This is a genomic window from Thermococcus sp. 2319x1, from assembly GCF_001484685.1.
In the GTDB taxonomy this organism is placed as follows: domain Archaea; phylum Methanobacteriota_B; class Thermococci; order Thermococcales; family Thermococcaceae; genus Thermococcus_A.
Window position 1 is genome coordinate 136,380 of the sequence record NZ_CP012200.1, and the last position, 19,531, is coordinate 155,910.

Below are 19,531 nucleotides of genomic sequence, written 5' to 3' on the forward strand. Positions count from 1 at the left end.
CCCCACCTTAGAAAATGTACTCCCGAACCAATTAAGGGTTTTGGGATAAGTTTATAAAGATATATCTTTTGATATATTTGGTGATATTAATGGAAAGACCGAAGTACCGAGGATATCTGAAACTTCTAATCCTTAATTTGCTTGAAGAGAAGCCTTTGCACGGCTATGGTATAATGGCGGAGCTTGAGAAAAGGTACGAAATACCGGGCCCAAGTGCTGGAGCGATATACCCTTTGCTGGCTAATTTAAAGAGGAACAATCTTATTGAGGTTGTTGAGACAGAAAAAAGAGAGAAAAAACTCTATAAAATCACAGAAAAGGGAAGGGCATATCTTCAGGAGCATCAAAATGAGCTGAAGGAGGCTCTTGAGAAGGTTGAGCGTTTTAGAGAATTTTCCAGACTTGGGGGCAGGGAATTGTTTAAAACGATAAAAGAGGTCATGGAAGCTTTACCCTCACTTTCTGACTCTCAAAAGGTTGAAATCTCGGAAGAAATTGAGAATTTTACGAAGAGAATAAAGCTGATACTTCTCGGAGGTGAGTAGAATGCATGCCATTGAAGTTGAAAATCTCGTCAAGAAATACGGTGACTTTGAGGCTGTAAAGGGGATTTCCTTTAAGGTCAAGAGAGGAGAAATATTTGCCTTTTTGGGGCCGAATGGTGCGGGTAAAACAACTACGGTTCACGTTCTAACTACTCTCCTAAAATTGACCTCGGGAAAGGCCATTGTTGCTGGGCATGATGTTGTCAGGGAACCAATGGAAGTGAGAAAGAGGATAGGAATAGTGTTCCAAGACCCAAGCCTTGATAGAGAGCTCACCGCTTGGGAGAACATGTATATTCACGGAAGGATATATGGATTGGGAGGGAATGAGCTTAAAAACAAAATAGAGGAGCTTTTGAAGTTTGTGGAGCTTTGGGAGTTTAGGGATAAGCCTGTAAAATACTTTTCAGGCGGTATGCAGAGAAGACTTGAAATTGCAAGGGCTCTTCTTCATGAACCAGAGGTGTTATTTTTGGATGAGCCGACAATAGGACTTGACCCTCAAACAAGGGCCCACATCTGGGACTACATCAAAGCCATGAAGGAAGAGCACAACATGACGATCTTTCTGACAACCCATTATATGGATGAAGCGGAGCAGTTGGCGGATAGGATAGCGATTATGGATCATGGCAAGATAATCGCCGAAGGAACGGCAGAGGACCTCAAAAAGCTTGTCGGCAATGATGTTATATACCTCAAACTTGAGGCTCCGGAGGATGTTAAGTGTCTTAAGGCTGAATTCATTAGAGGATGCAAACTTTTATCGGATGGAAGGGTTGGACTTGAAGTTGTAAACGCTGCAGAGGCTTTGCCTAAGATATTTGATCTTGCTAAAGAGCGGAATGTGAAAATTATCGAAGTAACTTACCACAGACCAACGCTTAACGACGTCTTCCTGTATCTAACGGGGAGGGAGATTAGGGATGAGGGAGAGGCGAATAGTTTCGCGTCAATGATAAGGATGAGAATGAGGAGGTGAAACAAATGAGAGCTTTAACAACGATGGCATACAGACAGCTAAAGCGATTTACAAGAGCAAGATCAAGAGTTTTTGGAATGATAATCAATCCCCTAATATGGCTCGTGTTCTTTGGACTTGGATGGAGTAAGGTTTTCGACAATCCAATGGCCAGGGCGATATTTGGAGGCGTTGACTACCTAACTTTCCTCGCTCCGGGTATATTTGCAATGACGATCTTCAATCAGAGCTTTATAGGTGGAGTCAGTGTCATATGGGACAAGCAGTTTGGCTTTCTTAAGGAAGTTTTGGTAGCTCCGGCTTCCAGAAAGGAAGGGATACTGGGCAGAATCCTTGGCGATTCATTGGTGACCTTGACACAGGGGACGGTAATTCTCCTTTTGACGTTCCTCTTAGCTGAGAATCTTAAAATAAGTGGCATCTTGCCATCTCTGGGCATTGGATTTCTCCTTGCGGTTGCGTTTTCAGGATTTGGAGTTAGCTTGGCCTTGAGGATGGAGAGCATGGAGGGGTTCCAGATGATAATGATGGTTCTCATGATGCCTTTAATATTCCTCAGTGGTGCAATGTATCCAATAGATACAATGCCCTCATGGATGAAAGCCTTGGCTTACATCAATCCCCTAACCTATGCGGTTGATGGAGCAAGGCATTTCCTTGTTGGGGAAAACGTAACAAAATTTGCCCTACCAACTGACGTTGGAATTCTTGCTTTGCTGGCCCTTTTCCTTGTGGGAATAGCCATGGCTGAATTTGAAAAAGCTACAATAGGTTGATTTTAACTCTTTTTTGCATTTTTAAATTTTTCATAGCTTATTTTAAGTGCCTCAACGAGAGGAAGCTTTTCTCCAGCAAAAAACGTTAACATAGCCCCACCGCCCGTGCTTATGTGGGAGATTCCCTTTATGTTGTACTTATATATGCTTGCTATTGAATGTCCCCCGCCAACAACTGAGAATGCCCCACTTTCCCCTATTGCCTTGAAGACCTCCACAGTGCCCTTTGCAAACTCTTCTACCTCAAAAACTCCCATGGGGCCGTTTGCGACTATTATGGCAGCCTCCTGGAGTATTTCCCTGTATTTTTCTATTGTTCTGCCCCCTATGTCCATAATTGGTTTTTCATCAAAAATCCATTTTTTATCGCTCAACAGATCTATTTCGACTCTCTCACCTTTGTATTCAACTGCAAAATCTACTGGAGTCCTCACATAGGGATAAAACTCATTCAATATCTTTTCCGCCCAATCTGTGAGTTCTATTAGTCCTTTTTTCTCGAGAAAACTTATGTTAGCATCTCCAAGATCAAATCCTTTTGCCAGGGTGAATATTTGGCCCACCAAACCGCCTGTTAAAATCAAGTCGGCTTTCCCGTTCCTCAAAACATTCTCTGCAACCTTAAGCGAATCATCAACTTTTGCCCCACCCAGTACATAGATTTTGGGCCTTTCTTCACTTTCATATGCTTTATTCAATGCTTTTAGTTCGCTCTCCATTAAAAATCCGGGTATCATTGGTTTTAACCTTGCAAAACCAACTAAAGAGGGCTGGGATCTGTGAGAGGCGGCAAATGCGTCTGTAACCACGTAGTCTATTAGGGGGCTAAGCTTCCTAACAAAGTGCGTTTTTTCGCACTTTTCTAAGGGGGCTTGTTTAGTTTCCTCCGCCGCAAATCTGAGGTTCTCCAACATAAGTATTTCACCGGGTTTTAGAGATGATATTGCTTCCCTTGCACATTTTCCGAAGACATCCTCCACATATTTTACTTCGATACCGAGCAGGGAACTCAGTATTTCGGCATGCTGTTCAGTGGTTAGGTAGTCTTCTTCATAGGGCTTGCTTTGGTGAGTTCCAACAACAACCTTTGCGTTGTGTTCGAGTAAATACCTTATGGTGGGTAGAACAGCCCTAAATCGAGCATCGCTGATTATCTTCCCATTCTTGACAGGTGAGTTTAAATCCGCCCTAAAAAAGACTGTTTTGCCGTGATAGTTAAATTCTGTCAGCTTAAACATTTTCTCACCTGAGAGAATGTAAATGGGAAATAGTTAAAAGATTATTTTAAACACCAGTGGTGATAGGTGTATTATGCAAAACGAATTTATAGAGAAGAATCCCCTATTATGTGGGGGAGTACCATGGAATGGACGGTGAAAATATTAAACTCCGCCTCTGATGGGGATATAATTCGTATTGTTCAAGGGCTTGTTGAATCTTTGGGGTTTAAAGAAGCCGAGAGGGTAAGAGCTAAAGAGTGGAAAATCGACTTCATAGCCCTCCGCGAAGACCCAATCTCTGGACTTGAGAAGTATGCAATAAAGGTAAAAACAAAAGGGTTGGCATCTTCTAAGGAAGTTGAAGAATTTGCAGAGGCCATCATAAAAGCCAAAGCCGATAGAGGGATTTTTCTTTCTGTTAGTGGATTCACAAAGGATGCAAAAGTGCTCCTGGAGAGGGAGTACAAGGGGAAGATAATCCCTTGGGATGGGGAAAGGCTCGTTAAGGAATTAAACGACAAGAAAATTCCAGTAGCCTATGAGTTGGTTGAAAGGCTCAAAAAGGAGGAGATGGGGAAGGAAGAGGAAAAAAGAATGGGTATGCTAAAGGTTATACGGCTGGATGCACCATTGTTATACTCTTTCTCGCCCAATAAAGTTCTTGAAAGGGTAGTGTCGGTTATAGAATCTCGGTATAAAATCAAACGAGAGGATATTTTTCTGGAAGAGCTGGTAGTTGAGCTTTCTACCGGTTATGTAATTTTGTGGTCTGCTAAAAAAGACACGAAGGAGGTAAAAGACAAGGCGGTAGTTCTGTCAAGGGAAGAAGTAATCCCCTTTGTAAGCGGAGACGTTGAGTTGGAGAGAAAGGTATCAAGAGCCCTCTTGGAAAGCGAGTCTACAATAAAGGCTAGTGAAGTTGAAATAACATCCGCAATTTCCCAAAATGAGGCGGTGATAGCCCTCAAATTAAAACTTGCAGATGAACTTGAGACTCCCCAAACGAATATCTATCTAAGTTCCAGAAGAAAGGTTTATGTTCCGAAGAAAGCTTTGTTGAACCTTAAGGTGGGCATCAACTCCGCCAAAGCTGAAGTTGATCTTAAAACGAATGACATCAAGATAAACATGGCTCCTCTTCCAAAGGAAAAGCTCGTTGAAATAGCCAGAGAAGAATGCAAAAAATATCTCGGAGAGGATACAGAAGAAATTTCCGTAGAGGAAAAAGATTCCGTAGCTATTATAAGTGGACAAACTAAGCGGTTTGTTTTTAGGATTGCTTTGCACGTCTACAGTGGTAGGGTTGTGAAAAGAAAGTCAAAAATGAAACGGGAGGCAATATTCTCTGAGATTGCCAAACTGTATCCTGATGGAGAGGTGATATTCTTTGATGAAAAAGAAAATAGAGCAATAGTAGATGTGATGACTCCAAAGGAAGTCGTGGTTCTTGAGTTCAACTTAGAAAATGGGGGGCATAGAGTAGTTGCAAATCTAATTCATCCTTATCAAATTGCAAATTCTGCCAGGAACATTATTGAAAGGAATTTTGACATAAAGGGACTTGAGCTTGTTGACTTTAAACTCCATAATACAACCCATTTGGAGCTACTCCTTGAGAGTGTTGACGGGAAGATTAAGGTAAATGCCGATGGAAAAACGGGAGATATAATAGATTACTTCGTTGAAATAAGCCCTCAGAAAGCCAGAGAGGTAATCCTCCAAAAATATAAGGGGTGGGAAATAAAGAAGCTGGAGAAGAATGAAGCTTATGAGGCTGAGCTTGAGAATGACAAATCTATCCTAAGAATATCCCTTAGCAAAGATGGGAAAATCCTAAATGAACTGGATAGACGGCTGAAAATTGATGTAGTGAGAGAGATAGCGGAGAAGTTCTTGAAAGAGAAGGGCATATCTGCAACCATTAAAGAGATAAAGCTCAATGAAAACTGGTTAATCAAGTTTGTTGGAGAGGAAAGAGTAGGGGAACTGGTAATAGGGAGGAGCTCTGGAGAGATCTTAAAGAGCGATGTATTTTTGACTGAGATAGCGATTGAGGAGAGCTACAAGAGGTATATACTGGAAAAGTTCAATGAAAAGAACCTCAATACGGAAAGGATAGTCCTCTACAAGGAAAAGGGGTATGCAGTGATAAAGCTAATAGGTGACAAGTCGGTTTACTATGCAAAAATAGACCTGAGAAGTGGCAAGATTTTGGAAGAAGATAGACTGCCCAGGAAAGGTTTGATGGCAAAGATAAAGAAAATTCAATTGGAAGCAAAATACAAATAATCAGGTCATCAGGAGGCTTTCAATTAATTTTATCGCCTCTACTATTTTTGTTTCTGGTACTTCTTCCTCTGGGAGTTCCAGGTTAATTACAAGCCTTTCTTCTTGTGCTTCCTCATCTAACCCGTAAACCTCGAGTTCTTCTACATCTACGTCTTCAAAGAAGTTCTCGATCTCTGGCCCTATTACCTTCTTGTCGTTTCCGTAAACCTCTACCCTGATAAGATCATCTTTGGACGAAGCAACAACTGCTATCTCGTAATCACCAACCCTTTTTGTGAACTTGATAAGGTTTCCGTAACCTAAAACCTCTTCAGTGAACCCAAGGTTTTTCATGACTCCCCTTATTCTCTCAATCTTTGCCTTCATCCTGTTTAATATCTTATCCCTCAATTTATAACTCTCTTCGAGGGCTTTCTTTATGCCCTCTCCAGCTTTTTCCACCTCGCCTTCCCATATTCCAACAATCTTTATCCCAGAAGAGGTCGGTTTAAGCTCAATTTTTAGGTTCTCTATGTCAAAATCTTTTAAGTCTTCAATCTTAAGCTCGCTAAGGCTGAGTATTTCAAATTCGATTCTAACTAGATTGCCAAAAGCTTTCCCCTTAAATTTCAAAGGGCATCACCTAGAATGGGGAGGATAAGTGGGTTTAAAAACTCTTCTATATGGGATAATGAAAATAATAAAAGAGAGCAATCATTTTCTTCTTCTAAATAGGGCAAGCGGGATTAGAGAGAATGCTAAAAGGGCCGCAGGCCCGCACGTTGATTTGCTCTCTGTTGGAGATGTTGCTTTACTTGTAGTTTGTGCCCCTCCTATCGTCTTTTCGAATGTTGCTTTGTTTCCATAGAAGTCCACAGCTACTGCTCTTATGGTGTATTCATCTGCATCAACCCCTGGAATTTCTGCTATGAAGTAGTCTGCCTGCCCCCCGCTTGACTGCACTGCCGGATATTTTGTGACTTTTCCGTTGGCTTCTATTTCCACGTAGATGTCCCTAATTCCAAGGTTATCCTTGGCACTTATGTAAACCTTAAATGGTTTTCCTTTCGTTGGTTTTGAAGGAGTCAAGTAGGGAATGCTTATTTCGGGTTTTTCGGTGTCCTTGCCTTTGCTTATCACCAGCTGGGATACTCCTTCTGGGACAGTTATTTCAAACAGTTCGTAGGTCTTGTCTCCAATCTTTCTTTCTCCAAGAAGCTTGTAGGTGACGTTTGTAACACTTGCATCGACTTGTGCTCCTTCTGGGACTTCTATCGCAAACTTTCCGCTCTCTTCTCCGAGTAGGTTTATGAACTTGACGGCACTTCCAAAGTCTGTCGTCCACCTAAACGTAATGAACTCCTGCGGGACTGGAAGCGAAATGAAGTCGTTGAAGAGTGTTCCAAACATCTCTTCAATCTCTGGTAGTCTAACGTTGCCATTTTCATCTATTTCAATTATTTTTGAGCCATACCATGTTGGACTTCTATTGGGTCTTGGGGGGTTTGTTTCTTTGTCTGGAGCTCCTGTGGATGTTGATGTTACAAACCAGTGCTCATTGCCGTTTTTATCTACGTAGATGTGAAGCTTGTCGTGGTGAATGTGCCCGCTCATAACAAGCTTTATGTTGTACTTCTCGACATCTTGGAGGAATCTCCTTGCTATGTCTTCTGTCGTCTTCTCTGGACCTCCAATCCAGTAATAACCAACGTACTGAGTTAGGTTTGCCCAATCTTTGTCGTCAAATGCTGTGAATCCTTCAATTCTTCCTCCAATCCATCCTTGAGGAGCGGAGTACCAGTATGGGTGATGGACAATCACTATTGGGATCTTGTCTTTGTGCTCTTCAAGGACTTTCTCCATCCATTCGAGCTGGTTCATGTAGGGATGGGCTTCGTCTCCGTGGGAGTCCAGAGCTATAATAAGGAACTTTCCTATGGTGAGGTAATAGTCTGTTGGACCTATTAGCTTGGGATAATAGTTCGGTGGATCATCATGGTTTCCTTTCACGATTATTGTGGGTCTTCCAGCCGCAGCTGCTCTGGAGATTATGTCAAAGAGCATTTTGTATCCTTTGCTATCTCCTGCGGTATCAACAACGTCCCCCGTGTTTATTATAACGTCAACTCTATCATCCATGCTCCAGTAGGTGTATACGCTGTCCGTGGCAACGTAGCTGTGGAGTGGAACGATTAAACCTCCGTCACAGAGTTCTTGTATCTTTGTTATATCCCTCTGGAAGTATTCGCCACATACGTAGCCGAATTTGGCGCCGCTGGTAACGTGGGTATCGCTTACGTGTGCTATCCTAAGCACCTTTGGGTATTCCTTGAGAACCCATACTCCGTTGGGTATAACTACCTCTCCTTTGTTTGATTTAACTTGAAGGAAGTAAACATCTGGAACGACATTTTCGGGTATTTTGGCTTTTATTATATTCCCTTTTTCTAAAATTTCAAGCTTATATGGGCCGTTCATAACTGAGACAATTGTAAGCTCTGCAATATCAACGCCTTCTTGGGGCTGTATCTCTATTGTTTCCCCCGGAAGTGCTATAGCTGGAGCTCCGGGCATTGGCATCTTTAGGACATCTCCCGGGAGTGCTTCTGCACTTGCTGGGTTTACATTAATCAAGGACAAAGTCAGGAACGCCAGCAAAAATGCAAGTGTTCGCCTCATGGTATCACCAAAATAGTAGAGAACTCGAACGTTAAAAAGTTGCCGCTCTTCTCAAGGGTTCCATCGTAAGGCTGCGGTTGCAAAGCCCATAATTTTCTCCGCAAGTTCACTCTCGCCCCCAAGCTTTTTGTAAAGCCTATAGCCTTCCCAAATCTTGGAATAGAGCTTTTGGGCTTCCTTTACGTTTAATGCTCTGGTTGCCACGTACAATCTTGTGAGGTGTATGGCCATTTCCAGCAAGTAGAAGTCGGCTCGACTGATAGGGGGGAAGGATAACGGATGTATATCCTCATATGTTGGAACCAGTGAACACTCTAAAACACGCGCTCTTCCCAATTCGTCCTCTATTTTCCTCTCAACGAATTCTATTCTTCCTTCTATGCTGGGAAGACCCTTTATCTTCTTGATAGGGATCGATTTCGCATTTTCAAATTCCACTTCAACTGGCAGGTTAAGGGCGGCTTTTACCAATAGCTCGACGTCCCACGTTATGTGGAGTACTCCATAAGGATGCTCTTTTATATCATTGGCGCTCTTGCCTTCAAAAAGCCTGAAATTCAATCTGTTGCCCTTTCTGTTAATTCCTACTGGGGTTATATTTGACCTTGTTGTAAGAAGCACTTCGTAAATCTTTCCCTCTTTTAAAATTTCCATTGCTCAACCTCCAGAGGAAAAAAAGGATTAGAGGCTTTGTTTTGGAAGCACAAGGATGTCATTTCTGTCTATGTAGAAGGTCACTTCTCCTTGGGGTCTTAGATGGGCAACGTCTTTATCGTTTATTGTTCTGGCGATTATCCTCTTTTCTCCAAAGAGTCCAACGACTTCAATGAAAAATCCGTAGTACTCTATAAGGTCAACTTTGCCCGTTATTGCCGCAGCATTTTCAATAGGATGCAGGCTGATGCGCTCTGGTCTTATCACTACGACAACTTTGTCGCTTTTGTCTTTGTATGTAAGCCCATCAAGCCTGAAGTTTCCAAATTCAACCGTTACTTTATCTCCCTCTCTTTCCACAACTTCGGCTGGGATTACGTTGGTTTTTCCCATAAACGATGCGACAAACTCAGTTTTTGGCTCTTCGTAGATTTCCTTTGGTGTGCCCACTTGTTCTATTTGCCCTATGTTCATCACGGCTATCCTATCGCTTATCGCCATTGCCTCTTCCTGGTCGTGAGTGACGTAGAGAACTGTGATTCCAAGCTCCCTCTGTATTCTTCTTATTTCCGATCTCATCTCCAGCCTAAGTTTTGCATCCAGGTTTGAAAGGGGCTCGTCAAGCAGGAGTAGCTTTGGCTCTACTACGAGAGCCCTTGCTATCGCAACCCTCTGCTGCTGACCTCCGCTGAGCTGTGTGGGGTATCTATCTTCATATCCTTGGAGTTTAACTAATTCAAGGGCCCACTTTACTCTCTTTTCGATTTCTTGTTTGGGTAGCTTTCTTATTTTGAGTCCGTAGGCAATGTTGTCGTAAACTGTCATGTGGGGCCATAATGCGTAGTTCTGGAAAACAAGGACGGCTCCCCTTTCACTTGAGCTTTTGTAAGTTACCTCTTCATCGTCGAAGTACAGATGCCCTTCGTCGGGGAAATCTAAGCCTGCGATTATCCTCAAGGTGGTTGATTTTCCGCATCCACTGGGCCCGAGTAATGTAAACAGTTCTCCGTGTTTTATGTGAAGGTCAATCCCTTTCAGGGCAACGGTTTCACCGAAAGTTTTCACTACGCCCTCAAGCTTGACTTCAACCATCTTCTCACCTCATGTTAATCCAATGAAGGAGTACCTTTGCTTTGTGATAACATTAACCACCACAATCGCGGTTATCTGAACCACTATAAGCAAGACTCCCAACGCTGCTGCTATGTTTATGCTACCCGCTGCGGACATCAAGACTTCTTTCATGAACGCTGTTATCGGAGCTTGTGCCATGTTTATTGAACCAAGGGTTATTCCAACGCTTGTTTCGCTCATTGAATAGACAAAGCTCAGCATTGCCCCGCCAAAGACGTTCAGAGATATTAGCGGCATTAAAATTCCTGTTATCGTCTTCCATCTTGAAGCGCCGAGGTTTATGGATGATTCCTCTAGGGATACATGAACCTGCTGCAGGCCGCATAAACAGATCTTGCTGCAAATGGGAGCCTTCTTATGGAGTAGGCAAGTATCAACACCAACGCCGGATTAAATCCATAGAGTGATGTTGGATTTAGCGGTGAATTCTCTGGAGTCACCGCTGAGAAGAAGTAGAAGTATCCCATTGCAACTACAATTCCCGGCACTGCGATCGGGAGTATCACTATACTCTCCAGTATGGGACTTAGAACGCCTTTGAATCTGCTTGTGGCATATGAAGAGGTTATTGAAAGGAGCACTATGAGGATTACAGCAGCTCCGGAATATATAAGGCTGTTTACGATGAACCTTCTGACATCCGGGTTTAATATCATCTCCTTGATGTAGTCAATTGTAAAGCCCTGTGGAAGGACCGTTGTGGTCCATCTCTCAGAAAAGGCAAGCATTATCACGCCCAGTTGTGGGAATATAGTAATAAGCAACGCTGGGAGGAGGACCAAGTATATTAAGAGGGCTTGCCATGGTTTTGGATCACTTACTCTCGGCTTCCACCTTCCACCTTTGCTTAGCATTGCATACTGTCTCAAGCTTACGTACTTTCTTATGCCAAGGAAAGCAATTACTGCTAGGGTAAGCATTATTATTGAAAGAGCCGCTATTTCGGGGCTTCTTTCTCCAAGGCCATAGATGAACTTGCTGAATATTTGGTATGACATAAGTTTTTTGGCCAATGGGTCTCCATGGAAGACGATTGGTGCCGCCAAGTCTTCAAGGCTGAATATAAAGACTAAGGTTGCTCCCGCAGCAATTCCGGGGAGAGCGAGGGGGAATGTTACCGTTCTGAAGAGGTGAAATCCCTTGCTTCCAAGGTTTTCTGCCTGCTCCTCAAGGGTTGGATCTATGTTGATAAAGCTTGCGTAAGCATTCAAGTAAACGATTGGGTAATAGGCCATAGACTGGGCTAAAACCACACCCGCTAAACCGTCTATTTTGATTCTAAACGGAAGGATGTGGAGGACTTCGTGGAAGATGTAGTTTATGAGCCCAAATTCGCTAAACATCTGCTTTATGACGTAAGCATTCACGAAAGGAGTTACCAGCAGTGGGATGAAAAGGGCGATTCTGAAGAAGTTCTTCCCTTTGAAGTTGTATCTCGCCATTACAAAGGCAAAGACAGTTCCCAAAATTGCCGTAAATAGCGTTACCAACGCGGCAACGACGAGGGAGTTCAGCACAACTCCAAAATCCAAGCCCCTAATTAAATATAGGCTCTCACCAGTTGAGGTTGTTAACTTTTGGGCGAAATCTCCCCGTGGAGGGAGTTGGATGTAGTAAGAATCCATCAATATGCTCTTAAACCAGTGGAGGGAGATATTTCCATCATAAGTAAAGGCAATAAGCAGCATGGACAAAACGGGGACTATTAAGAAGACTATCAAATACAAGAGGGGAAAAATATAGGAGAAGGCAACAAGGGGCTCAAACAATGGAGTTCCGAACAGTCTTTCACTCCATTTGCTAACCTTCATCCTTGCACCTCCGTGAGGACGCTTTGGTATTTTTCTCTTGCAGCATCTCTCCATTCTTGCATTAGGGTGTCTCTAAATGAGGAATCCTTTGCAAGTCTGTCATTTATCTTCTTTGCGTACTCTTCGGTTAAGGTTACGGTTTCTCCAGTGTCTGGGTCTTTAAATTTCACTGGCTCAAGAAGCTTGGCTTTTAACTCTCTGTACTTCTCTTCGCTTATCCTCCCTTCCCTGTAAGCATTTACCAATGAAACCCATGCCCTGTGGAGCTCTTGGTTCGCATCGACAAGTGTAGCCTTGAAGTAGAGCTGCATTGAGTTAACCGTGGCTAAGGCCTCGTTGTCATCGAATTCTATTCCCTGTGTCTTCAAGGCACTCTCATAGGCCTTCTTTAGGTCGGGTCTCTTTTGTCCTTCGGGAGTATCAAAGACACTTGGATTGACTGGCAGTCTGTTTATCTCCTCATCAAGCCATATCTTCTGTCCCTCTGTTAGAACCCAATAGATGAACGCTTGTGCAGCTTCTTTGTTTTGGGAGTTTACAAGAAGGGCTATGGGGTCACCGTTTATAATGCTCTGTCCCTTTGGAATGATATATTCACAAGCTGGATTCAGCTTCATTGCGGTGTATCCATAAAAGTCAATTGTGTTTCCAACGGCTATATCTCCGGCAATTACGGCCTCTCTGACTGCATCACTGGCATCGTAGATCTTTGAATTTGCAGCAATTAGTGTGAGAATCTTCCATCCTTCGTCCCATCCAAAGGCCTGAAGAATTATCTGGTAAATCCTTGTGTTTGAAGTACTTCTTGTAGGATCGGCAATTCCCACCTGAGGTGGATCCATTGCAAAGGTCTCGCTTGCTATTTCTTCCCATGTCTGGGGAACAGGAAGGTTCCATCTCTTAAGAACGTCGTGGTTCACGGTAAATCCAAATGAGGATAAAGCAGCTGCAATCCAGTATATTTTTCCATCATTTCCTTTTCTTACCATGGGCATTCCAGCAATTGTTTCTTGAATCTGGGCGCCAATAAGTCCCAGAACTTTTTGATCATCTATGGGAGCAAGGTAATTGTTCTTGAAAAGGTCATCAAAGAGTGTTGGGCCTCCTCCCCATCCAACATCGGCTCCCTTTTCTATGTAAGTTGGCCACAACGACTCAGGAGCTTTTATGAACTTTATATCCCTAATATTGTACTGTTTTGCTATGTCGCTTTGGAGGAACATCCTCTTTGCCATTACTTGTATTGTTACATCATGTCTCGTTAAAACGACAAGGGTTATTCCTTTTCCTTCCGTCTGTGTTCCTGTTTTGGTTTCTCCCCCTATACATCCTGCGGCAACCACACTGAACAACAGGATGAACAAAACTGAAAGGCTCGCAAATTTTTTCATCAATGCTCACCCCTTTTGAAGTTCAGGTACCCATTTTTAAATTTTGTCATAAAAATGTTAAAAGTTTAAAAGAAGGGAAAGATGCAAGATTACTTCCTTCTAAAGACCAGTGGGATTAGGATTAGTCCTACCAAAGCTGCTGGGCCGCAAACTCCTCCTCCACCACCACCGGTTTGGATTTCCGTTTTTGCCGCTTGCTCTAATGCCCAGTGTATCATGTTTGTGACGAACGCTGGGCCATCTAAGTCAACACCGTGGTACTTTGCCTCCCATGTTGGGGTGTAGTCACCGTATGGGCTCTCACCGCTTACGATGAGAACGCTTTGCTTTCCATTGTCGAATTTAATTATCTCAACCGCCAAGAGTGTGAATACCCCAGTTTCTCCAGCTGTATAAGCATTTGCCTGTGGGTCGTTGTTCTCCACAATAGTACCGTCTTGTGAGGTCTTTACAATCCTATAAACGTTCTCTGGAATGTTTCCATCAACGAGTTTTTGCCAGTTTCTATTATCATCAACCCACGCAACTACTGCCGGGCCGTGATAGAGGACTTTTCCTCCGTGCTGGAAGTTTTGTGTGAGCTTTTCTTTGTCTGGGGTGTTGTCATCTGGTTGTACAAGGCCAACAACTCTGTAAGATGCTCCGGCGTTGCTTGTTGGGTCTTCAACAGAACAGAGGTCAATCCTCAAGTGTCCAACACCGAGTTGTTCAAGAACGGAGTTTGCGATGTCCTGGGCATTGGGACCGCTGCCATAGTCGCTATCAGCGGCGACCCAAAGAACTTTCCCTCCCTGCTTAAACCATTCTGCAATGGCTTGAATTTCATCTGGCTGGAATGGGCTTGTTGGCTGGCCGAGGATAAGCATGTCAACGTTTGCAAGGGCATCGGCGGTTATCTTTTCTCCGAGGTGCTTAATGCCCAGAGTATCTGCAGCCATTGGATCGCCGAAGTAGCCCCACTCGACATCTGTGATGGTTTTAACTATCCCGTGGGCGAGGGTTTTGTTGGTTCCGTATTCAAGGACGTCCTCTGCAAGGTACTTCTCGTTTTCTCCGTGGGCCAAATCTACAGCAACTGTTGCAGCACTGGCAAAGGCCATACCAAAAAGACCAAACAACACAAAAACTGGGATTAGTATCGAAAGCTTCCTCATGGCGTTCACCAAAGTATCTTATAAAACTTGGAAGTTATAAGATTTTTGACTGTGATAGATGTTTCAAAGAAATGCTTAAAAGAATCGTTTAATATGTGTGGGTAGGTGGTGTAGATGGATATTGAAGAGAAAATAAGCTTGATAACGAGGAAACCTACTGAGGAAGTTCTGACGCTTGAGAATCTTAGGCATTTGCTGGAAATTGGAATGCCCTTGCAACATTACATCGGATTTGAGATAAGCGGTTACATTCACCTTGGCACTGGATTAATGGCTGGTGCAAAAATAGCCGACTTCCAAAAAGCGGGGATAAAAACGAGGATATTCCTTGCGGACTGGCACAGCTGGATTAACGATAAGCTCGGTGGGGATCTTGAGGTTATACAGAAAGTTGCCCTAACTTATTTCAAGGAGGGCATGAAGCAAAGCATTAAAGTCATGGGTGGGGATCCGGATAAGGTGGAATTCGTTCTGGCAAGTGAGATACTCGAGAAGGGTGACTACTGGAGGACGGTCATTGATATATCAAAAAACGTCACCCTGGCAAGGATGATGCGATCTATAACGATTATGGGAAGACAGATGGGGGAAGCAATTGATTTTGCGAAGCTCATCTATCCAGCCATGCAGGTTGCCGATATCTTTTACCAAGGAGTCAATATAGCACATGCTGGAATGGATCAAAGAAAAGCCCACGTCATTGCCATTGAAGTTGCTCCAAAGTTGAAATATCATCCCCTCATTTGGGAAGGGGAAAAGGTAAAACCCGTTGCCGTGCACCACCACCTCCTCTTAGGTCTTCAAGAACCTCCAAAATGGCCAATTGAAAGTGAAGAAGAGTTTAAAGAGATCAAGGCAGCAATGAAAATGAGCAAGAGCAAGCCGTATTCAGCTGTCTTCATTCATGACAGTCCGGAGGAGATAAAGCAGAAGCTTAGAAAGGCTTTCTGCCCAGCAAGGGAAGTTAACTACAACCCAGTGCTTGACTGGGCGGAGCATATAATCTTTAGGGAAGAGCCAACGGAGTTCACAATTCACAGACCGGCAAAGTTTGGCGGAGATGTGACGTATACGACGTTTAATGACCTTAAAAGAGACTTTGCCGAGGGCAAGGTACATCCCCTCGATTTGAAGAATGCCGTTGCAGACTACCTAATAGAACTACTCAAACCAATTAGGGAGTACTTTGAGAAGCATCCAGAACCGCTGGAGCTTATGAAAGAAGTGCAGATAACCAGATGAGCCTTTTTTCTTTTTTAAAATTTGAAGAGAATGGTGCGGGGGCGGGGATTTGAACCCCGGAACCCCTGCGGGACGGGACCCTGAATCCCGCGCCTTTGACCAGGCTCGGCAACCCCCGCGCGTTAGTAGATGAATTCTGCAGAACTTTTAAATCTTTCTGATGGGTATAGCCGATTCTAATCCTCAAGCCATATCTCTATTCTCTGAACTCCTTTTCCTATGCTTGAGCGTTTGAGCTTTTTTATGTGGCCGATTTCTCTAATGTCCTTTACGTGTGTCCCTCCACACGGAAGGACTTCAAAGTCCCTGATTTGGGTTAACCTCTTCTCTCCTTCCCACCAGATTTTGACTTCGCCTCCTTCATCAACGTAGCGGTTAAAGAGCCCGATTATCTTTTCTTTGTACTGGTTAAGGTTTTCGGGATATTCTACATCGTATCTACCCTTCTCTGGACTCATGCCGCTTCCATGTAGCTGCCAGTTTCCTTTCCCGAGAACTTCATTAAATACGTGGTCTAAGAGGTGCAAAGCTGTGTGTATTCTCATGAGCTTATAGCGCCTTTCCCAATCGAGTTTTAATTCTACTTCATCCCCGACGCTGAAGGCACCTGCATCTTCAACGACATGCCAGATATTCCCATCTTCATCTTTGTGGACATCCAGAACTCTAACTCCATTTATAGTTCCCGTATCGTGGGGTTGTCCCCCTCCAGTGGGGTAAAATATGGTCTGGTCTAAAAGCATGGCATTCTCCTTTATCTCGACTATCTTTGCTCTGGCTTCCTTTAGATATGCATCATCATAATAAAGTTTCCTCGTCATTTGTACCACCTACTCAAAGAATATTAAAGAGAAATTAAAACCTAATGCTATTTCTTTAACATGAAAAGGGCAATTCCTATTAAAACTGCCGCTCCTGCTATTCCGGCTATTTGGGGGGCTGTTAAATTCATTCTCTCTTCTGAGGGCACTCTGTACCTAATATAAGCCCTTGTAACGTTCCCTAAAAGGGACTGTATGTCCTCAAAGGGGGCACCGTATCTGACGAATACGTTTGCCGTTATCAAAATTTTGTTCCCCTCTATTTCTGTTAAGAGAGTGTATCTGTTCCCCTTGACTTCCTTGCTTATATTCCCTGGAACTTCAACAATTTCCGCCTCTGGTGGAAGAATAAATTCAATTCTTAGGCTCTGATTTATCTCGTTTTGGGCTCTGTAGCCCAGCTGTGAAGGGCTTAAAAGCGTTGGATCAAAGGAATATTCGTAGGTTCCGTTTACTAACTTGGTGAAGTTCTTCAGGACATAGTTGGCCTCTATTGTCAATGGGCCCTCTTTGTCCAAGCCTAATATGCTTGCGTTTGCATCCTCCACGGTTATTCCTTGAGCTGCCATTCTTTGGAGGTAGTTTTGGAGTATCATGTTGGTAACATTTTCGCCTCCCATAAGGTTTATTTGGAGCTTCATGAGCTCTATCTGCTCCATTGGCTCAAGGTATGTTTCCCTTACAAGAAGGTTGGTAGTTCCATCCTTTGAAATCTCTGCTTTTATGTACTGCTCGGTCTTTACAGGTTGATATGTTTCCTCCCCTTTATAGGGGGCTGTGTAATGAATATAAAATGCATTGTAGTCCCCGAAGAGCGCCCTGAATCCGTCTGGAGATAGGTTTTCTTCCAAGTAAATATCGGAGCTTACAGTAATTTTGTTTCCTTCAACTTTTGACCTTACGTAGAATTTGCTCTGTCCGAATTCTCTTGTGTAGGCTTTTGGGTACTCAACCAGCTCTGCTCCTTCCGGAAGCTCTATGATAAACACGTTGTGGAGTTCTATTTTTTGAGGCAGTCCGGTGTCTGGAACTGGCATTGTTCCATATCCCCTAGTTGGATCCACCACCATCTCCCAGTAGCCGTCGTAGGAGTAGTACTTGGCAAACTTTTCTGCATATGCCGTAAAAACTATTGTGAAGTTATCTTCCTTAATGCTGGCCAGTTTGAACGTTTGGTTTTTAGTCCTTATTCCCGCATTTGCTAAACTGGCAATGTAGTTGTTCAGCTGCTCTTTTTCGAACTTTGCTATTGCTTCTTCCTCAGTAAGGTTTGTTTGGTTTAATATGCTTGCGATCTCTTCTTTTATCTTCTCTTTTGGCCCCAGGATGGAGATTATTACGGTTATTTGAGCGTCTCCATTTTGGAGTACCTTAACTTTGAGCGTAAATTCTTCTTTATAGTAATCCACAGTCTCTGCTTGAACAAAAGAAAGGCCCAGAAGGAGAATTACTAAAAAACTTCCTAACTTTTTCATTTTTATCCCCCAATTTCTTTTTCTAAAAACCAAACGGTGATGGGGTATTTAACTCTATCCCTCACAAATTGAAAAGAAGAAGAGGAAATCACCACTTACTCTCGGCAAGTTCTCCCTCAGTTTTTGCGACTATTGTTGTTCCCACTAGGTCACCGGTAACGTTGACCATTGTTCTGCCCATGTCGAGGATGGCATCAATTCCGAGTATCATTGCGTAGGCCAAGGCGACTGGACTTCCCGGCTCTAGGTGAAGTCCGACGCTCTCCAAGACCATTGCGAGCATTATTGCTCCAGCTCCGGGCACGCCGGCGGTTCCAATTGAAGCCAGAACTGCCGTGACCACTATCACTAACTGCTGGCTAAATGATAAGGGCTGTCCAATTGCGAAGGCTATAAACATTGCGCAAACACCTTGGTACAGAGCGGTTCCGTCCATGTTGATTGTCGCCCCTAGTGGAAGAGTAAAGGAATAGATGCCTCTTGGCACGCCCATGTTCTCCTCTGCAACACGCATTGTGACTGGCAGAGTACCGCTTGAGCTTCTTGTAACAAAAGCCGTTATCATGGCGTCCTTAGCCTTGCTGAGGAACTTGACTAAGTCTAAGCCAAATATTTTGAGGAGAATTCCGTAGACAACCACTATCTGAATTGCCAAGCCTAGGTAAACTGCTACTGTAACTTTTGCCAGAGGTCCGACGACTTTTACCCCTTGGGTTGCCATGATGTAGGCTATTAAGGCGAATACACCTATTGGGGCGTACTGCATAACTCCTCTAACGATCTTGTACATCGCTTCCGCTAATCCATCAAAAGCATTGTAGAGTGTTGTTGCTGAATTTTTGATCCTCTCGTTTTCGCTGTTCATGAGATAGCTAAGGGCTATTCCCAAGACAATGGCGAAGAATATCGTTGGTAGGACTGCATCACTTGCAAGGGATGCAAACGGATTGGTGGGAACGATGTTTAGGAGGGTCTCCACGAGAGAAGGTGCCTGTGCCTGTATTGCCTTCCCTTCCCCTGTTCCAAGTTGTAGCCCAAGGCCGGGCTTGAAGAGGTTGGCCATTATAAGTCCTATGAACACTGCAAAGGCCGATGTTACTAAATAGTAGAGCACTATCTTTACACCCACTCTTCCAAGTCTTGCCGGACTTATGCTTGCGGCACCGACGACCAATGAAGCTAGAACGATTGGCATCACTAACATCTTTAAGAGCCTAACAAAGAGGTCTCCAAGAGGTTTTATTGCGGTTGCTGCTCCCGGGTGTCCGATGGCTCCCACTATCAGCCCGTACACTGCACCTAAAATCAGCCCAATAAATATTTTTCTCAATTGGGTATTCAAGATAGCTTTTTAGGAGCCCCATAGGGCCCACCTCCGA

The 19,531-nt window shown here is 43.6% G+C and carries 14 protein-coding genes, 1 tRNA gene and 2 pseudogenes; 5 read left to right on the plus strand and 12 right to left on the minus strand.

Annotated elements, in window-relative coordinates; translation table 11 throughout:
- Window positions 1–89 precede the first annotated feature (89 nt).
- Genes ADU37_RS00745 through ADU37_RS00755 form a run of 3 tightly spaced genes read left to right on the plus strand, consistent with a single transcriptional unit; the run spans window position 90 to window position 2,303 of the window.
- Window positions 90–545 (plus strand): PadR family transcriptional regulator, encoded by a 456-nt coding sequence (locus ADU37_RS00745; RefSeq protein ID WP_058945836.1) that lies wholly within the window; start codon window positions 90–92, stop codon window positions 543–545.
- A gap of 1 nt (window position 546) precedes the next feature.
- Window positions 547–1,527 carry an ATP-binding cassette domain-containing protein gene (locus ADU37_RS00750; protein ID WP_058945837.1) on the plus strand — a complete coding sequence of 327 codons (981 nt, stop codon included), beginning with the start codon at window positions 547–549 and terminating at the stop codon, window positions 1,525–1,527.
- A 5-nt stretch (window positions 1,528–1,532) separates the two neighbouring features.
- Window positions 1,533–2,303, plus strand: a complete 771-nt coding sequence (locus ADU37_RS00755) for an ABC transporter permease (RefSeq protein ID WP_058945838.1) — start codon at window positions 1,533–1,535, stop codon at window positions 2,301–2,303.
- A 2-nt stretch (window positions 2,304–2,305) separates the two neighbouring features.
- Here the strand turns inward: ADU37_RS00755 and ADU37_RS00760 are convergent, their stop codons facing one another.
- Window positions 2,306–3,541 carry a phosphoglycerate kinase gene (locus tag ADU37_RS00760; RefSeq protein ID WP_058945839.1) on the minus strand — a complete coding sequence of 412 codons (1,236 nt, stop codon included), beginning with the start codon at window positions 3,539–3,541 and terminating at the stop codon, window positions 2,306–2,308.
- Between the two features lie 123 nt (window positions 3,542–3,664).
- Between ADU37_RS00760 and ADU37_RS00765 the strand changes: the two genes are divergently transcribed.
- Entirely contained in the window at window positions 3,665–5,812 is a 2,148-nt protein-coding gene (locus ADU37_RS00765; protein WP_058945840.1) for a restriction endonuclease, read from the plus strand.
- Here ADU37_RS00765 and ADU37_RS00770 read toward each other — a convergent pair whose 3' ends face one another.
- From ADU37_RS00770 to ADU37_RS00800, 7 genes and pseudogenes are all read right to left on the minus strand, one after another.
- A complete protein-coding gene (locus tag ADU37_RS00770) occupies window positions 5,813–6,424 on the minus strand; it encodes a hypothetical protein (protein ID WP_058945841.1) in 612 nt (203 codons plus the stop codon). It abuts the gene before it with no gap.
- An 81-nt stretch (window positions 6,425–6,505) separates the two neighbouring features.
- Window positions 6,506–8,470, minus strand: a complete 1,965-nt coding sequence (locus tag ADU37_RS00775) for a metallophosphoesterase (RefSeq protein ID WP_058945842.1) — start codon at window positions 8,468–8,470, stop codon at window positions 6,506–6,508.
- Window positions 8,471–8,521: 51 nt separating this feature from the next.
- Window positions 8,522–9,124, minus strand: coding sequence for a DUF447 domain-containing protein (locus ADU37_RS00780; protein WP_058945843.1), 603 nt, complete (start codon window positions 9,122–9,124; stop codon window positions 8,522–8,524).
- Window positions 9,125–9,151: 27 nt separating this feature from the next.
- Window positions 9,152–10,216: an ABC transporter ATP-binding protein gene (locus ADU37_RS00785; RefSeq protein ID WP_058945844.1), complete on the minus strand. Its 1,065-nt coding sequence runs from the start codon at window positions 10,214–10,216 to the stop codon at window positions 9,152–9,154.
- Window positions 10,217–10,225: 9 nt separating this feature from the next.
- A pseudogene (locus ADU37_RS00790) lies at window positions 10,226–12,069 on the minus strand (ABC transporter permease).
- On the minus strand, window positions 12,066–13,460 hold the full coding sequence (locus ADU37_RS00795) for an ABC transporter substrate-binding protein (RefSeq protein WP_058945845.1): 1,395 nt from the start codon (window positions 13,458–13,460) through the stop codon (window positions 12,066–12,068). The pseudogene ADU37_RS00790 and the gene ADU37_RS00795 overlap by 4 nt, the downstream one beginning before the upstream one ends.
- Before the next feature lie 89 nt (window positions 13,461–13,549).
- Complete coding sequence (locus tag ADU37_RS00800) at window positions 13,550–14,614, minus strand: CGP-CTERM sorting domain-containing protein (protein WP_058945846.1); 1,065 nt, start codon at window positions 14,612–14,614, stop codon at window positions 13,550–13,552.
- Between the two features lie 114 nt (window positions 14,615–14,728).
- Between ADU37_RS00800 and ADU37_RS00805 the strand changes: the two genes are divergently transcribed.
- The gene (locus ADU37_RS00805; protein WP_058945847.1) at window positions 14,729–15,856 is read left to right on the plus strand and encodes a tyrosine--tRNA ligase; all 1,128 of its coding nucleotides are present in this window, start codon (window positions 14,729–14,731) and stop codon (window positions 15,854–15,856) included.
- A gap of 31 nt (window positions 15,857–15,887) precedes the next feature.
- Here the strand turns inward: ADU37_RS00805 and ADU37_RS00810 are convergent.
- The 4 genes and pseudogenes from ADU37_RS00810 to ADU37_RS00825 form a co-directional block, all read right to left on the minus strand.
- Window positions 15,888–15,975: transfer RNA gene (locus tag ADU37_RS00810), tRNA-Leu, on the minus strand.
- 57 nt (window positions 15,976–16,032) lie between these two features.
- On the minus strand, window positions 16,033–16,677 hold the full coding sequence (locus ADU37_RS00815) for an alanyl-tRNA editing protein (protein ID WP_058945848.1): 645 nt from the start codon (window positions 16,675–16,677) through the stop codon (window positions 16,033–16,035).
- Window positions 16,678–16,724: 47 nt separating this feature from the next.
- On the minus strand, window positions 16,725–18,152 hold the full coding sequence (locus ADU37_RS00820) for a hypothetical protein (RefSeq protein WP_058945849.1): 1,428 nt from the start codon (window positions 18,150–18,152) through the stop codon (window positions 16,725–16,727).
- Window positions 18,153–18,240: 88 nt separating this feature from the next.
- A pseudogene (locus ADU37_RS00825) lies at window positions 18,241–19,516 on the minus strand (dicarboxylate/amino acid:cation symporter).
- Window positions 19,517–19,531: the final 15 nt, after the last annotated feature.

Coding starts and splice junctions, on each gene's coding strand:
- ADU37_RS00745 (WP_058945836.1), top strand. CDS start 90: ATGGAAAGACCGAAGTACCGAGGATATCTGAAACTTCTAATCCTTAAT.
- ADU37_RS00750 (WP_058945837.1), top strand. CDS start 547: ATGCATGCCATTGAAGTTGAAAATCTCGTCAAGAAATACGGTGACTTT.
- ADU37_RS00755 (WP_058945838.1), top strand. CDS start 1,533: ATGAGAGCTTTAACAACGATGGCATACAGACAGCTAAAGCGATTTACA.
- ADU37_RS00760 (WP_058945839.1), bottom strand. CDS start 3,541: ATGTTTAAGCTGACAGAATTTAACTATCACGGCAAAACAGTCTTTTTT.
- ADU37_RS00765 (WP_058945840.1), top strand. CDS start 3,665: ATGGAATGGACGGTGAAAATATTAAACTCCGCCTCTGATGGGGATATA.
- ADU37_RS00775 (WP_058945842.1), bottom strand. CDS start 8,470: ATGAGGCGAACACTTGCATTTTTGCTGGCGTTCCTGACTTTGTCCTTG.
- ADU37_RS00780 (WP_058945843.1), bottom strand. CDS start 9,124: ATGGAAATTTTAAAAGAGGGAAAGATTTACGAAGTGCTTCTTACAACA.
- ADU37_RS00785 (WP_058945844.1), bottom strand. CDS start 10,216: ATGGTTGAAGTCAAGCTTGAGGGCGTAGTGAAAACTTTCGGTGAAACC.
- ADU37_RS00795 (WP_058945845.1), bottom strand. CDS start 13,460: ATGAAAAAATTTGCGAGCCTTTCAGTTTTGTTCATCCTGTTGTTCAGT.
- ADU37_RS00800 (WP_058945846.1), bottom strand. CDS start 14,614: ATGAGGAAGCTTTCGATACTAATCCCAGTTTTTGTGTTGTTTGGTCTT.
- ADU37_RS00805 (WP_058945847.1), top strand. CDS start 14,729: ATGGATATTGAAGAGAAAATAAGCTTGATAACGAGGAAACCTACTGAG.
- ADU37_RS00815 (WP_058945848.1), bottom strand. CDS start 16,677: ATGACGAGGAAACTTTATTATGATGATGCATATCTAAAGGAAGCCAGA.
- ADU37_RS00820 (WP_058945849.1), bottom strand. CDS start 18,152: ATGAAAAAGTTAGGAAGTTTTTTAGTAATTCTCCTTCTGGGCCTTTCT.